Annotated in this window: 8 protein-coding genes; 4 read left to right on the forward strand and 4 right to left on the reverse strand. The window is 69.7% G+C overall.

Annotation, left to right across the window (positions count from 1 at the left end; genetic code table 11):
- The first annotated feature begins 210 nt into the window (after nt 1–210).
- The 3 genes from AB0G20_RS22930 (at nt 211) to AB0G20_RS22940 (ending at nt 4,130) form a co-directional block, all read left to right on the forward strand.
- The gene (locus tag AB0G20_RS22930; protein WP_361305351.1) at nt 211–1,872 is read left to right on the forward strand and encodes a hypothetical protein; all 1,662 of its coding nucleotides are present in this window, start codon (nt 211–213) and stop codon (nt 1,870–1,872) included.
- Nucleotides 1,873–1,973: 101 nt separating this feature from the next.
- Nucleotides 1,974–2,153, forward strand: a complete 180-nt coding sequence (locus AB0G20_RS22935) for a hypothetical protein (protein ID WP_361305353.1) — start codon at nt 1,974–1,976, stop codon at nt 2,151–2,153.
- Between the two features lie 243 nt (nt 2,154–2,396).
- Nucleotides 2,397–4,130, forward strand: coding sequence for an HEXXH motif domain-containing protein (locus tag AB0G20_RS22940; RefSeq protein ID WP_361305355.1), 1,734 nt, complete (start codon nt 2,397–2,399; stop codon nt 4,128–4,130).
- 25 nt (nt 4,131–4,155) lie between these two features.
- On the opposite strand, the gene fxsT is transcribed toward AB0G20_RS22940, so the two are convergent.
- From fxsT to AB0G20_RS22955, 3 genes are all read right to left on the reverse strand, one after another.
- Nucleotides 4,156–8,526: an FxSxx-COOH system tetratricopeptide repeat protein gene (gene fxsT / locus AB0G20_RS22945; protein WP_361305357.1), complete on the reverse strand. Its 4,371-nt coding sequence runs from the start codon at nt 8,524–8,526 to the stop codon at nt 4,156–4,158.
- Nucleotides 8,527–8,602: 76 nt separating this feature from the next.
- Nucleotides 8,603–9,478, reverse strand: a complete 876-nt coding sequence (locus tag AB0G20_RS22950) for a MoxR family ATPase (protein WP_361305359.1) — start codon at nt 9,476–9,478, stop codon at nt 8,603–8,605.
- 242 nt (nt 9,479–9,720) lie between these two features.
- Nucleotides 9,721–11,331, reverse strand: a complete 1,611-nt coding sequence (locus AB0G20_RS22955; protein WP_361305361.1) for a hypothetical protein — start codon at nt 11,329–11,331, stop codon at nt 9,721–9,723.
- 194 nt (nt 11,332–11,525) lie between these two features.
- On the opposite strand from AB0G20_RS22955, the gene AB0G20_RS22960 reads away from it, so the two are divergent.
- Entirely contained in the window at nt 11,526–12,428 is a 903-nt protein-coding gene (locus AB0G20_RS22960) for an S-4TM family putative pore-forming effector (protein ID WP_361305363.1), read from the forward strand.
- A gap of 69 nt (nt 12,429–12,497) precedes the next feature.
- Here AB0G20_RS22960 and AB0G20_RS22965 read toward each other — a convergent pair whose 3' ends face one another.
- Nucleotides 12,498–14,177, reverse strand: a complete 1,680-nt coding sequence (locus tag AB0G20_RS22965; protein WP_361305836.1) for a hypothetical protein — start codon at nt 14,175–14,177, stop codon at nt 12,498–12,500.
- Nucleotides 14,178–14,267 lie beyond the last annotated feature (90 nt).

Genomic DNA, 14,267 nt, shown 5'->3' on the forward strand with positions numbered 1-14,267 from the left:
AGGAGACCGGCGCGCAGCGCCGGGACCGCGGCGCAGGCGACCGCGAACAGGCACCCCGCCACCTGGCGCAGGCCCTGGCCTTGTTCCGGGAGGTTGGCGACCGCCAGGAGGAGGTTGAAGTGCCGGCCCGTCAGATCCGCAGTCCGCTGACCAGGCCCGGCCTGCCCGGTCACGGGCCTCTGGCAGGGGCGCACCGCGCATGGAAGACTGATGCACGCACCAGCCAGCCGGCTGCGCGGCGGACCGGTGTCCAAGGGGCGGTTCCAGGAGGCGTACGTGGCTGCGGTCCCCGAAAGCGCCGAGCTGCTCGAACAGTTGGGCCCGGACGTCTCGCACGCTCTGCTCGACTGGGCCGACCTCAACGGCCAGTCGGTCCGTTTGCTTCTGCCGTCATGGCTACCGTCCGGAACGGGATACACCGGCGCCCGGCTGGTCGCGCTGGAAACCGCACCGCCACCCCGTGTGGTCGTCCTCAAGGTGCTGCCGGAGGGCCCGCACCGCACCGAACCGGGGCGGCATTCACAGGCGCTGCGCCTGTCGCCCCGTTCCTTCGTCGCTGACCACCTTGTCGAGCAGGCCTTTGCTCCCTACCCGCTGAAGAACGGCGGCGCCCTGATGTTCCAGGCGATCGCCGGAGAAGGCCTGCGCAGCGCCGTGACGCTCGGGGCCCTGCAGGGGGAGGACTTCGCGCGAACGGCCGCGGCCGTGACTCGGGGCACCCTGAGCGAGTGGAACCGAGGAGTAACTGCCCCTTCGCGCATGGCGAGTTCGGTGTTTCTGCGCCGGGAGCTGGAGACCGCAGGGCTGACCGAGGCTTGCCTCGAGCCGTGGCGACAGCGGGCGGGCCTGGCCGGCACCTCGCGGCCGTGGTTCGAGGCGGCGGGCCGGCGCCTTCCCAACCCCTACGTGATGATCGTCGGCGGGCACGCCGACGTCCCCGACCGAGATCTGTCGGCCCTGACGGGCCTGACGCACGGGGACCTCCATCCGGACAACATCATCGTCCCGCTGCGGCACGGTGTCCCGCGCGAACAGGCGTACCGGTTGATCGATCTGGGCAGCTTCCGCGCGGACGGCGCGCTGAGCCGGGACATCGCCATGCTGCTTCTGTCGGGGCTGGCACCCGTTGTCCGGGAGCCGCACACACAGCAGCGTCAGGCGCTGCTGGACTACGTCGTGGACCCGCACCAGGACCACGTCGGCCTGCTCCCGGCGGAGGCCGTGCGGCGGGTCGACTGCATCAGGGACACCGCCGCCGAGGTGATGGGCCAGTGGCGCGAACCGTGGCAGGACCAACTGCTGCTGTCCCTCGTCGCGGGGGCTTTGGTCTTCACCACCTTCTCGGTGCTCCCTCCCGAAGTCCGGGACTGGTACCAACTCCTGGCCGCGCATGCGGGGAAGGCATTTCTCCGGTCCGACGACGCCGCCACTCCCGCACTGCCGAAGGCACGGTACGAACCGGCCCCCGCCCCTTCGAGGGCTACCGCTCCCCATTCTCCTCAGCCTCCCCACCCGCCTCGGCAACGGCCGGACGCGACCAGGTGGACCGGCGCGGAGGCCTCGGGACCGGCCCAGCGCAAGGCGCTGGTGGAAGCCTTGGAAGAACTGCCGGCGATCACCGATCCCGCCTCGCGGGAGGCTGTCCTGCGGCGACTGCCGCGACGGCTGGCGACGAGCATCCCGAGGTCGGCCGTTCTGCGCGTCGAACTGCTGGGTCTGGTCGACACCTGCGTCACCTTCCATGGCGGCCTGCTGGCCCTGTGGGAGGCCGTCTCGTTCGTGGACACCGGCACCCGCGAACGCGACGCGCTGTTCGGTGTTCTGCAGAGAATGCCGGAGTTCGCGCAGCAACAGGCCAACGGCGGGCCCTGAGGCCGGATTACGCGGCTCGGGGTTTCCGGTCATGCGGTGCTGGGACATCATGAAAGCGCAGGGTCGGGCCGCGCGGCCCGGGACGGGGAGGGCCGCAGAACATGAATCACGCGAAATCCGTCATCGAGTCGGAGCTGCTCGATCTTTCCCAGCTCACGCTGGAGGACGTGCGCACATACCGGAACTGGCACGAGTGGCAGAGCATGGAGTGCCGGCTGCTGCAGGAGTTCGGAAACCCCTCCGTCTTCGCCGGCGACCCCAAGAGCAGTGCGGACCTGTGATGTCGAGGCCCGATCTGCGATCACGGAGGCCCATCAGTGAGTGGCTCCTTCAGCACTTCGGGACGACCGGCAGAAGGACTCCCACGGCATGGGCTTCCCCCGCGGCACTTTGACTCCCTGGCCGGCGGAGGAGGCGGCAGTGCGGTCATCGCCCATCTGTGGGATTCGGAGCGCAGCCACCGGCTGGTGCTCCTCGGTCTTCTGACCGCCACCGCGGGCCGACGTCCCGATGTCCTCGGGCCCTTGTCCAGCACCGAAGAGGCCTGGAATCTCCTCGTCGAAGCCGAACGCCACAGCGGCGCGATCGCCGACGAGATCATCCTCTTGCCGGAGACCGGACGCTGGCTGCGCTACTGCCTGCAGCGATTACAGGCCTCCGGCCGGAAACGCACACCCGACGAGCCGCCCCTGTGGGTGGACGTGGGCCATCTGCATCTGCTCGCGGCCGCGGCGGCCGTGCGGGCCGGCCTGCCCTTCGAGCTTCGGGTACCCGCCCGGAACGGCCGGGTGTGGCTCCCCACGCTCGGGTGCGCGACGCTGCACGGCACCCTCGCACCATGGCAGCCCGCCGATGTCGCCTTCGCCGGGGACACCATGACCTTCGCCCTGTCGGGCGCGGCGGGACACGGTCACGATCCCGTACGGGTCGAGCACCCGCTCAGGAAGCCGACGCCCGGCTGGCAGGTCCCCCGCACGCTGCCCCTGGACCTGCCGGACGGCCCCCAGGCCGTCGCGCTGCACGAGCTGGGGCACTACCGGATGCAGACCGGTGCGAACGGCGCGCTCACCGACGCGGTGTCGGAGGACTCGATCCGCCGCTGGACCGATGTGCTGCACAGCGCGTGGTCGCTGCTGACACACGTCGATCCCGGCGGGTCGGAGGATGTGAGCGCCTGTCTGCGCTCCATCGAGCCGCTGCCGGCCGCCCGGCCCTTTCGCTGGCACAGCGCCACGATGGAGGACGGGATGGGAGGGATGGCCGCCTCGGAGCCGAGCGGGACCGAACCCGCCGCGGCGGCCCAGTTCGCCGCCGTCCTCACACACGAGGCGCAGCACAGCAAGCTCAGCGCCCTGCTGCACATGTACTCGCTGCACACGCCGGACGTGGCACACCGGTTCTACGCTCCCTGGCGCGACGACCCGCGCCCGCTGCGCGGCATGCTCCACGGTGTCTACGCCTTCACCGGCGTGGCCCGGTTCTGGCGCGGCCACATGCTCAGTGGATGCGCTCCGGAGGAGCAGGCTCTGGTGGCGTTCGAGTACGCGCTGCGCCGCAGCCAGCTCCTGCGCGTCCTGCCCACTCTGCTGGACGACGCCAGACTGACCGCACTCGGCCGCAGGCTGGTCGGTCGGCTGCTGGAGACCGTGGGGGAGTGGCAGGACGAACCGATCCGCCCCGACTGCCTCGAAGCGGCACAGTGGGCGCTCGAGGACCACTGGCTGAGCTGGCGCTCCCACCACCTCGTCCCTGACCCCGACCTCGTCGTCGACCTGGCGCAGGAGTGGTGTACGGGATCGCCGGAACAGGCCACGGAGGCAGGGTGGCGCTATCCGGAGCCTCGGTTGTTGCCCGACCCGGCCGCACGGCACCTGGACGCCAGAGCGGTCCTGATGCGCATGAGACTGGCCCGGACCACCGCCGCCCAACTACGGACAGCGACCAGTGTCGGCCACCTTGTCCACGGCGCCCGACCGGCGGATGTCCATCTCCTCGAAGGGGATCTGCCGACCGCGGAACGCATGTACGTCGCGGAGATAAGGGCCAAGGGCGGCTCCGCTCCGGAAACCGGGACGGTGTGGGCGGGCTTGGCGCGGGCACTGCGGGGGCGCCCCGGCCGGGAGGGGGCCGCGCGGGTCCTGACCCGGCACCCGGAGCTGGTGCGCCATGTGTATGTATCGATCAGCGCCAAGAGCGACACCACACCGGACCCGCTGGCCGTCGCCGACTGGCTGGGCCGCACCCTGATCGCGCTCTGACGAGTTCGGGTGCGGCCCGGGCGGTCTACGGCATCGGGTCGGCGTCGCAGTTGGAGCGCCGCCAGGCCTCGGCGTCGACGCAGCCGGGATGGTTGGCTCCCAGCTGTGCCCGCAGCCCCTCCACGGCGATGGCGTGCATGGCCTCGGCTTCCTCGGCCCGTCGTAGTGCGCGCAGGTCACAGGCGATGTTGTTCATCAGAGCCAGCGCGGTGGGGTGCTCTTCGCCCAGTGTGGCCTTCACCCGCTCCAGAGTGCTCTGGTCCAGTTCGAGAGCGCCGCTGGCGTCACCCTGGGCGTACATGTCGCTGGCGAGGTTGGCGGCGCATACCAGCACCGTGGGGTGGTCGTCGCCCAGTGCCGTGCGCGCCCGCTCCAGCGCGCTCTCGTTCAGGGAGCGCGCGGCTTCCACTTGGTTGACCAGCCGCAGAGTGATGGCGAGGTCGATGTCAGCCGCGACCGTGTCCGGGTGGTGGGAACCGAAGACCTCGCCGTAGAGGTCCCGAGTCTTTTCGCCGAGCTTCAGGGCGTTGTCGAGGTCGCCCATCTGCCGCAGGTCGACCGACAGGTTGAGGGAGGCCACCAGCGAGTCCGGGCTGCGCTCGCCGTAGCGGTCGATGAGCGCCTTGCTGGCTTGGCGGCTGAGCTCGTAGGCGGACTCGTGGTCGCCGGCCTTGCGCCGCGACACGGCCAGTCGGGCCGCAGCCCGCAGGGTGTGCGGGTTGGTCTCCCCGAAGACGCTGCGGTACTTCTCCACGATCTCTTCGAACATCCGCACGCCGAGGGCGTAGTCGCCGGCCTCGCGCCGGTCGAGCGCCAGACCCATTTCGGACAGGAGGCTGTCGTAGGCCTCCTCGCCGTAGATCAGCACATTGCGGCGCCAGGTCTCGTCGTCCAGCTTCAGGGCCTCGCGGTAGTGGCCACAGGCCCGCAGGGCGACAGCGAGGTTGTGGGTGTGGTCCAGCGTCAGCGGGTCTTCCTCGCCGTAGGCGCGTACGGCCCTTTCGTGGACCTCGCGGGCCATCTGCAGGGCCCCGAGGAAGTCACCGTGCGAGCGGCGGTCGATCGCGACCGACCCCATGGTGGACAGCAGCTCCTCCTCCGCGTCGCCCTCGAACTGCTGCACGGCGGTCAGCATGCGCTGGCTGAGCTCGGCGGCTTCTCCGTAGCGGCCCATGCGCCACAGCACGTACCACAGACCACGGGAGAGGAGCAGTGTCTGCTGGTCGCCCTCGCCCCACTTCTCCTTCCAGCGTTCGTACGCCTTCTGGCTGAACTCGCGGGCGCTCTCGTGGTCGCCCCAGTAGTAGAGGTATTCCGCCGTGTTGATGACGAGTTGCCGGACGTTGCCGACCTCTGACTCGATCGCGCCGGACTCCACCACATGTGGGTACAGATCACCGAACCGCCCCCAGTGGTCAGGGTCTCGCGGATCGCGGGGCGCGTTGGCCGCGAGCAGCAGGTGCGCGCCCTGTCGCATGCGCTGGCGCTGTTCGTCCGTCATGCGGGCGATGAGCACCGCCTGCACCAGTCGGTGCATCTGGATGCTGTTGTTGCGGTGGTCGATCTTGGCCAGCGAGTAGCGGTTGATCTCACGGATGGCCCGGGCCAGTCGCAGGGGGTCGGTCAGGGCCCGGTCCAGATCCGGCGCGATGGGCTGGACCGGAGCCCCGGAGAAGAGAGAACGCGCGATCGGCTCGGGAGCGAAGTATGCGCAGATCTGCAGCAGTTGCAGGGCCGCGGGATTCTTGCTCGCCAGATGGTCGAGCGAGACGTTCCAAGCGGTGGCGACGGTCTGCTCGTAGTGTGTGGGAGGGGAAACAGTCATCAGTTCTGCGCGTTTCTCTGCGAACAGGCGTAGGTACTCGGCCGCAGGCATTCCCGTCTCGGCTCGCCAGGCCGAGGCCTGTTCAACCGCGAGTGGCAGATCACCCAGGACGTGGGCGAGCTGATCTGCGTCCTCGTCGGACAGGTCAGGGTTGCGGCGTTGAAGTAGTTGAATGCTCTCTTCGCGCTCGAACACGTCGACTTCAAGTGGTCGGGCGAGAGTGTTCCACTGGGGGTTGCGTGAGGTGACGATGATGGAGCCGTTGGGCCCATTCTCCGATCCGCTGGGGAAGAAGTCCTGCACGGCCTCGGGACTCTCGGCGTTATCGAAAACCAGAAGCCATTTACCGTAGGGATTTCCAGTGCGCAGTGCCTCCAGCACGGCCGGCACGGCGGTGATGGCCTCGCTGCTGACCGGCAGGTGCAGCCGGTGGGCCAGTTCCACCAGAGCCTGGGCGATCTGGGTGGGGCGCTCGGCCGGGATCCACCAGACGATGTCGTACTGATTCGCCTGTCGGTAGACGTATTCCTGCGCGAGCTGGGATTTTCCGACTCCGCCGAGGCCGTGCAGCGCATGGGGAAGGACGGCGGTGGGGCCGCCCCGCAGTTCCCGCTCGAGCCGCTGCAGGAGATCTTCGCGCCCGGTGAATACGAGATTTCGGGGCGGCATATTCCCCCATACGGCGGGGCGCGCGGAAGCAGGCGTCGAGGCGCGGCCAAGATCAATAGTTGTCCGCGGTGCTGTGGCGGAGTAACCGGTGACCACTGTGGCGTCTCCTGAAAGGGGGCCGGCATCAGCCTGGCCGAGTTGCTCGGTGAGCACCGTCGCCTCGGGGGAGTTCGGTTCAGTCACTATGCCATAGCTTTCCGTGTCTGGGGTGGTGTGCCGGTCGCCGCGTGTCGATTTACTCATGTGCTGTTTCGATTCCTCATGCGCCCGAATGAGTTGCCCGATGATTTGGGCCCGGCGCGCATGCGCGCCGGAGAGTGATCTCAGCACCGTCTGTTCTATCTCCCGCAGGTGCCGGTCTGCGTCAGTAATTCGTGGGTTCGAGGTGCTTGCCCCATCCAGGTATGCCAGCATTTCCCGGGCTGCGCCACTGTGCGGTGCGAGCAACTCGGCTGCTGTTTTTGTCGCCAGTTCCGTCGCCTGCCGATTGCTCGCCGCCAGCACTTCCGCACGAACCCCGGGGCGGAAGGAGAAAGCAGCCTCACCCGCTGACGGATCGGGCTCCACCAGGTCGCTCATGAGGAACTCGGCCAGATGCTCCGGGCCGGTGCGGGGCATGGTCCGCATCTGCAGCGCCGTCATGAGCGGCAACTCGAGCGGCGCCGTGGCGAGTCGGGTGGCCAATTCGAAGGAGTCGGGAGAGGACCACACCCGGAACAGGGCGACCCGTTCGGCCGCGCTCCTGTCGGCGCGCTCGGGAGCCGGTGCCGGCTCGGCGGGCGGTCGCGCCCCCCGGGGCAGGACGAGGGCCGCCAGTTCGGTCCATCGTGGCGTGTCGCCGGCGAGGAACTCGGTCCACGGCGACAGCCAGCTGCCGGACAGCTCCAGCACGGGGACGACGGTCTGCTTGCCGTGTTGGCCGGTCTCGCCGGCCGACCCGACGTACTCCCAGGTGGGGCCGGCCTGCCAGGGCCCGGACGCGTGCAGCCGGACGCGCTGCGCTTGCAGGGCGGTGCGGTGCCACAGACGCTGGGGAAGCACGTGGAGGACGGTCGCCGGCTGGTGCCGCCCCCAGGTGGCCAGATGTGCCTGCACGCCACCTGATTGCCAGGCCGGCCCCAGGCCATCGGTGAGGACGAAGATCAACGTCCGTCCGCTGTGGTCCACCAGGCGCCGCGGTGACTGCTTCTCGCCGGAACCCGGCAGCCGAACGGTCACACCGTCGCCGGACGAACGGGTGTCGAGATGGAGCACCCTGAAGTCCCCGAAGCCGGCGTACGTGCGGAACAGGCCGATGACCTGTTCGGCCGTTTCGCTCCACACGGCCATTCGGGGGGCCACGTCGATGAGGAGGACCGCTTTCCACCGTGGCCCCGGCCCCGGGCAGAAGACCGGAGGCAGCCCAGCCGCGACCGCGAGGCGTTCGGCCGTGGCCTGGAGGTCGATCCGGGGCTCGTCAGGGTCCGGCACGGGTCGGCGCAGGGGGCGCAGGGCGCGGGCGAAGGAACGCGGCTGCAGGGCGGGCGTGTGGTTGCGTACGGGCCTGACAGGTCGGACATCCTCGATGGTGCCCACGCCTGACGCGTCGACCTGGACGCCCTCGCTGAGGCGCACCAGGGGGACCGGCATCGGCTCGCACAGCGGGTGATCCGACGTGCCGCGGGCCGTGTCGTCGTGCTGTCGGGGTAAGTCCTCGTTCTGCTCTCTGCGCGGGAAGCGGGGAGTGGGCGAAGCGTCCTGAGGCGTATCAAGGGCGGCGGGGCCGTTCGTTCCAGGACTCGCTTGGGGGGCACGAACATTCCTGGCGACGCGTGGGTGCCCGTCGACCGCGAGTTCTGGATGATGCGTTGCCAGCCAGAGTGCGTCCGCGATGTCCCGCGGATGGAGGTCGCGGACGGGCATGCCGGAAGTGTCCGCGGCGGGCGACGGGCTCCGCCGTCCGTCGGCCGCAGCGTGACCGTTGATCTCCGGCGATCGGTCAGGCACCCCAGTCCGCCCCGTCTCCATTCAATGGGTGCCAAATGGCGTCTAGGACGGCGTGCCACTCGGCACGATCCTCATCACGGTAGGAGTGTGCGCCGGACGTGACCAGGTGTGCCGCATTGAGCAATTGGTCCGCGGCCAGCCCATCGACCTCCGCACTGCGTGTCATGAAGTCCCGGACGAGCCTTCCCTGTTCGTCTCCGAGCGAGTCCCCGAAGTGTGCGGCCACCAGCTCGCCCAGCGCCTCTGGGTCGGGGTCCGGTATATCAAGACGCAGACATCGGCGCATAAACGCCTCAGGAAACTCTCGTTCACCATTCGAGGTCATGATCACGATCGGAAATGATCGAGTTTTAATGATTCCGTTATGAATCGAAGCCGTTTGTCCTGGATCTGCCGTATGGACGGTGACGGTGTCGACCTGACGCTTCACCCGAACGAGAGGCTGAACGGCGAACCACCCGTCCTCGAACAAGGAGAGCAGGTCGTTCGGGAGATCCGCATCGCCCTTGTCCAGCTCGTCGATCAATAAGACCCGCGGTAACCGGTGTGGCAGCAACGCGGTGCCCAGAGGCCCGAGTTGGATGAAATCGCCGATGTCCAGGGCGGGCGCCGGCGCACCGTTTCCGGAACCCTCCTCCTGGGCGGCTCGTTCCTGTGCGGCGAACCATGCCTGGCCCGCTTGGGCGCGTCCGAGCACGTCGTACTCGAACAGTCCCGAGGCCAGGGTCGTACGGCTGGTGACCGGCCATTGCAGGACCCGTCCGAGTCCCAGCTCCCGGGCGATGCGGTAGGCGAGGGTCGACTTGCCGACTCCTGGCCGGCCGCTCACCAGCAGTGGACGCCTGAGCAGGATGGCCGCGTTGACCATGCGGACCTCGGACGCCGGTGGTCGTCGACGGGCCGTGGGCGGGCCCAGCCGCCGGTCCGCCTCACCGTCCTCCGGCGGCCTGGGCTGCACCGGACCTCCGTCGAACGTGCGCCAGCGCGGGCCGGGCGGCCAGACGCGTTCCTCGTACGGAGTCTCGTCGGTGAAGGAGGCACCGGTTCCGCTGTACAGCAGGCCACCGGGCTCGTGAGCCTCGGACGGAAGCAGTCCTGCCTGAGACGAACTCATTCAATCCCCCCTACAAAGGCGGCAGGCGCTCCCGCACCGCCGCTCAGCAACTGCTCGGGGTCGTCCCAGACGACGCAGAGCTGCTGGGCGGCGTCATGGGAACTGCCGTGCGGACGCGTTTGGGAATCGCTCTTCCACTGTCGTGCCTGAGATGGAAAACCCGCTAGACCGCCTTCGGACAGGCCGTCCCGGACCATGCTGTGGAACTGTTCGGACGTCACATCACGGTGGTGTATGAAGACAGGGATGCCCAGATCAATGCCCACGCGAACTTCCCCCAAGCCCGCCTCGTTCCCGGTCGTCGGCGGCTCGCTGAGCACCATGGCGACGACGTCCTGCCTGGCGCCTATCGTCGCGTCCAGCCACTGCAGGTACGTCGGCACGGCATGCCCCTGCTGGTCGCACCAGTGGACGGTGTCGTCCCTGTCCTGAGAATCCTTCCAGCGTGCCCAGCGCAGACGCCAGACCTGATGCGCGTCGCGTCGCTGAAGTCGTTCCAGGCTGTGCAGAACGATCTCCGGGTACTTGCTGAACAGAGGGTTGGGATAGGCGAGTGAGGGGTCACGGTCCCACCATTCCACCGGCTCGTTGAGCAACTCGGTCGGCAGGAAGAACTCCAGCACCACGTCCTCGGCCCGCGCGTGCCACAGCGAAGCCATGCGGGTCAGCAGGCCGGCCACCGTCGTCGGCACCTGGGACCGGGGGACGGGCTGCTGCGTCTCGCCCTCCTTGGCATGGTGCAACTGCGAGGATTCCGCGTACTTCACCCGGGCGGAGACCCAGTAGCGCTGTCTCTTGCGGTTCTGCCGTCTGCCGGAGCCCTGAGTCGGCATCAGGTCCGGGGTCAGCTTGAAGTAGAGCCGGATGACCGGGCGTTGCTTGCTGTCCGAGGGAATCTGCGCCGGCGGCGGCGAGGGCTCCGGTTCGCCGACGGCTGGTCCTGTGACCGTCGGACGCCTGTGTCCCAGCGCATTGCGCAGGTCGGTCAGTCCGCCGTCGAGATCGGCCAGGCTCCACACCTCGGCGAAGTGATCGTTCCAGCCCTGTAACTCACCCACGCACGACGCCAGGTCCTCGTGCAGCGCGAGATGCTCCAACAGCACCATGCCGGGAGGCAGTACCGCATCCGGCATGGTGGCACGGCCCGAGAGGTGCAGGAACGCCTGCCAGGCGTCGGTGCAGTAGGCGGGCAGCCGGATGCGGTCGCCCGTGATCTGCGCGACCGTCACATCGAGTCCCGGCAGCGTGATCAGCAGAGCACGGCGCAATGCCGTCCAGTCACGGCCCTCGTACAACTGCAGGGCGTACAACTCCTCGACCAGAGGGGCAAGATGGTCCTCCAGGAGTGGCGCCACCAAAGCGGTGGCGTCGAGCAGAAGGGACAGGCCGTCAGCCCGTGCCTCACAGATCCGCACGACCTCCAGGAACTCCTGGTGCGCGGTGGGTAACTCGCCCCACGGCTGGCCCCCCAGCAACTGCGCCAGCTCGCGCCGCCATTGCTGCCTTCCCCGTGCGTCGGTGAGGGCGGGTGAATCTCCCAGCACTCCGACGACCTGGCGCAGGATGTGGCGCCGCCGCGCGTCCTGCGCAGCGAGTTGTTGTGGCATCCGTGACTCCCCCCGTGCCGCAGCATTCACACGGCGCCTGTACCGCAACTCGATCAGGGTAGGCCGCCGAGGCGCTCCGCCAAATACGTTCGGCGATTTTCGTCGGGCCGACGGGGAACGATCGACAAGGGTGTCCGCGTAGTGTGCTGTGCACCCGAAGGGGACTGGGGGGAGCCGTGAGCCATCCGTTGCCCGTGCCGATAACGCAGCGGCAGAACAACGAGGACTTACAGAAGATCCTGCGAGCCGGCGAGTCGTCCCACGCCCGGGCCCGGCAACTGGCCGCTGTGCACATGTCCGTCTCTTTCCTGCTCGCCGCCGGCGCCGTGCTCGGCGTCTTCGTCACCTCGGTGCAGGAGACCCTCACTGTCGCGGGCTTCCTCTGGGCCCTCGTCTATTCAGCCGGCGCGAGTTCCTGGACGGAGCGCGAGTTCCGCAGAGCGGCGCTGTTGCAGGAGGCCTTCGACACTCGGCTCTACGAGCTCCCCTGGAACGAGGTCCTGGCCGGAAGCGCTCCCTCGGCCGACGAGGTCAGCCGTCTCGCCCGGCGCTACAAAGGGTCCGCGGAGAGGCTGCGCGACTACTACGAGATCCCGGACCTGCCCCGCCCGCTGGATGTCCTCTCCTGCATCCTGCAGAACCTCGCCTGGGGCGCCCGTGTACGACGGCGCTACGCCGTCGCCGTTCAGGGTGGCGTCGTCGTGTGGGTGGCGGCAGGGGTGCTGGTGGGAGTGGTGACCGAGGCGGCGCTCCTCTCCGTCCTCGTCAACTGGTTCGTTCCCTCGCTCGGCCTGCTCCTGCTCGGCGTCGACACCTACCGGACACAGCGCGACACCGCAGCGGTGCGTGAGCTTGCGCGGTCGGTGATCCTGCCGCGCATGCGGGAGTACGCCGAAGCGGGGATGCCGCCCACGGACACCATGGGCCTGCTCGTCCTGGCCCGGCAGGCGCAGGATGTCCTCTTGCGGACGCGGCTGCACCAGGCCCGCGTGCCCAACTGGTTCTTCAAGGCCTTCCTCGACAGTGACCGCGCCGACTTCGCGGCGGCCATGGACGAGGTGGGCGGCTGGCTGTCGCACCCTCCGCCGAACAGATAGGGCCGGACGAACGGGGGACAGTCCTCTTCCACGCGCAGATCCACGCGCTGGGCACCGTCCGGAACCCCCTCAGCCCTCGCCGCGCACCTCGCGCCGCACATCCGCGCTCGACAGGGTCTGCGGCGACGACGTGAACGCCCGCAGCCGGATCCGGACACCCGGCCCCGGCAGGACGAACCTGCCTGCGGGCGCCCGGAGTTCGTAGCGGGCGGTGCCGTGCGCGGGCAGGGTGCGCGGGCCCCTGACGACCCGCCAGTACGGGTCCATGCCCTGGCCGGTGGTCAGGGTGAAGTGCGGGGTGAGGGCCGTGTCCCCGGTGTTGGTGACCTGGAGGGCGAGACGGGAGACGGTCGCCGCGGTGGGGTGCCGGGCCGCCGTGACCCGCATCCGCAGGGGCGGAGTGCCCGTCGCCGCCACGGCCGCACCGGCCAGCGCCGGCGCCAGCAGCAGAACCGTCGCGGCGACACGCGCCGGACGGCCGTGCGGCCCGGACAGCGGGCCCGCACGGGGCTGCCACGCCCCGGCGAACGCCGACGCCGGAGCGGTCACCGCCGCCGCCAGCCACAAGGGCGTCATCAGCAGGTAGTAGCCGTCCTGCGACCGGGTCGCCAGATAGAAGACGCACCAGGGCAGCACGGTCGCGGCCGGGCCCAGCCGCCGTACGAACAGCACGAACAGCGCGAGCAGCCCGGCGAGGAGCAGCAGGCTCGCGTGGGAGTACCAGTCGATCCGGTCGCTGCCGTCCGTCAGATACAGCGAGACGCCGACCACGCCCTGGCCGTGCAGCACCGCCCCCTGTGTGAGCGGCAGGGCGATCCCCGTCAACCAGCGCCCCGGCTCGCTCACCACGAAGTACGCGTCGACCAGCAGCCACCCGACGGCCGCTGCCCCGGCGTATCTCGCCACCACCAGCGCGGCCGCCCGGCCGCCCAGTTCACCGCGCCGCACCGCGTAGATCCCGGCCAGCAGGAACGGAGCGAGGAACCAGGGCAGTTGCTGCGCCGCGCACGCCACCCCCAGACACGCGGCCCGCGCCAGACCCGCCGCCCCGAGCCGCCCGCCCGCACCGGTCCGGGGCCAGCGCACCACCACCGGCACCAGCAGCGCCAGCGCCACGACCGCCGGGTAGCCGAGCCGCCCGTACGACGGCAGCATCCCGAAGCCCAGGCACACCAGCGTCGCCGCCGACCGCCACGGCGCCGGCAACAGCCGCCACAGCACGACCGTCCCGGCGATCAGTGCGCCCGTGCTCACCGCCGTCGCCGGAGTGCCGCCGTGGCCCAGCCACAGCAGCGGCACGGTCAGCAGCGGCGCCAGCGGCGGATAGCCGTAGGTGAAGTCGTAGCCGCCGGTCACCGTCGGGGTGAGGGCCACGCCGTGGCCGAAGAGCCAGGGCCACGGCTGCCCGTACACCGGGCGCCCCGCGGCCAGTTCGCGCGCCGCCTGGGTGGTGAGGAGGGCCTCGTCGGAGCCGTGGTGGAGCATGATCCACGCGCACAGGGTGAGCGTCACGCCCGTCACCAGCACGCACAGGTCCACCCGGGCCAGCGACCGGGCCCGGCGGACGACCAGGGCCAGCACCCCGCACGCCAGGATCGAGGCGTAGCACAGCGAGATCACCGCGGCCACGGCCGGCCGGTGAGCGGCTGCCGTCGTCCACACCGCCCGCGTACCGATCAGCAGACCGATGTCGGCGAGCAGGGTCAGGACGCGGTGCCACTGGGCCGGGGGAGCCGGCGGCGCGGACACCGCCGGCTGCGTGCGCGAGCCGGGCACCACCAGCGTGGTTTCTGCCGAGTACACGCCGACGGACGCTAACCGCCGCCGGTGAGCGGGTCC

It is taken from the genome of Streptomyces sp. NPDC024017 (genome assembly GCF_040638895.1).
GTDB lineage: Bacteria > Actinomycetota > Actinomycetes > Streptomycetales > Streptomycetaceae > Streptomyces.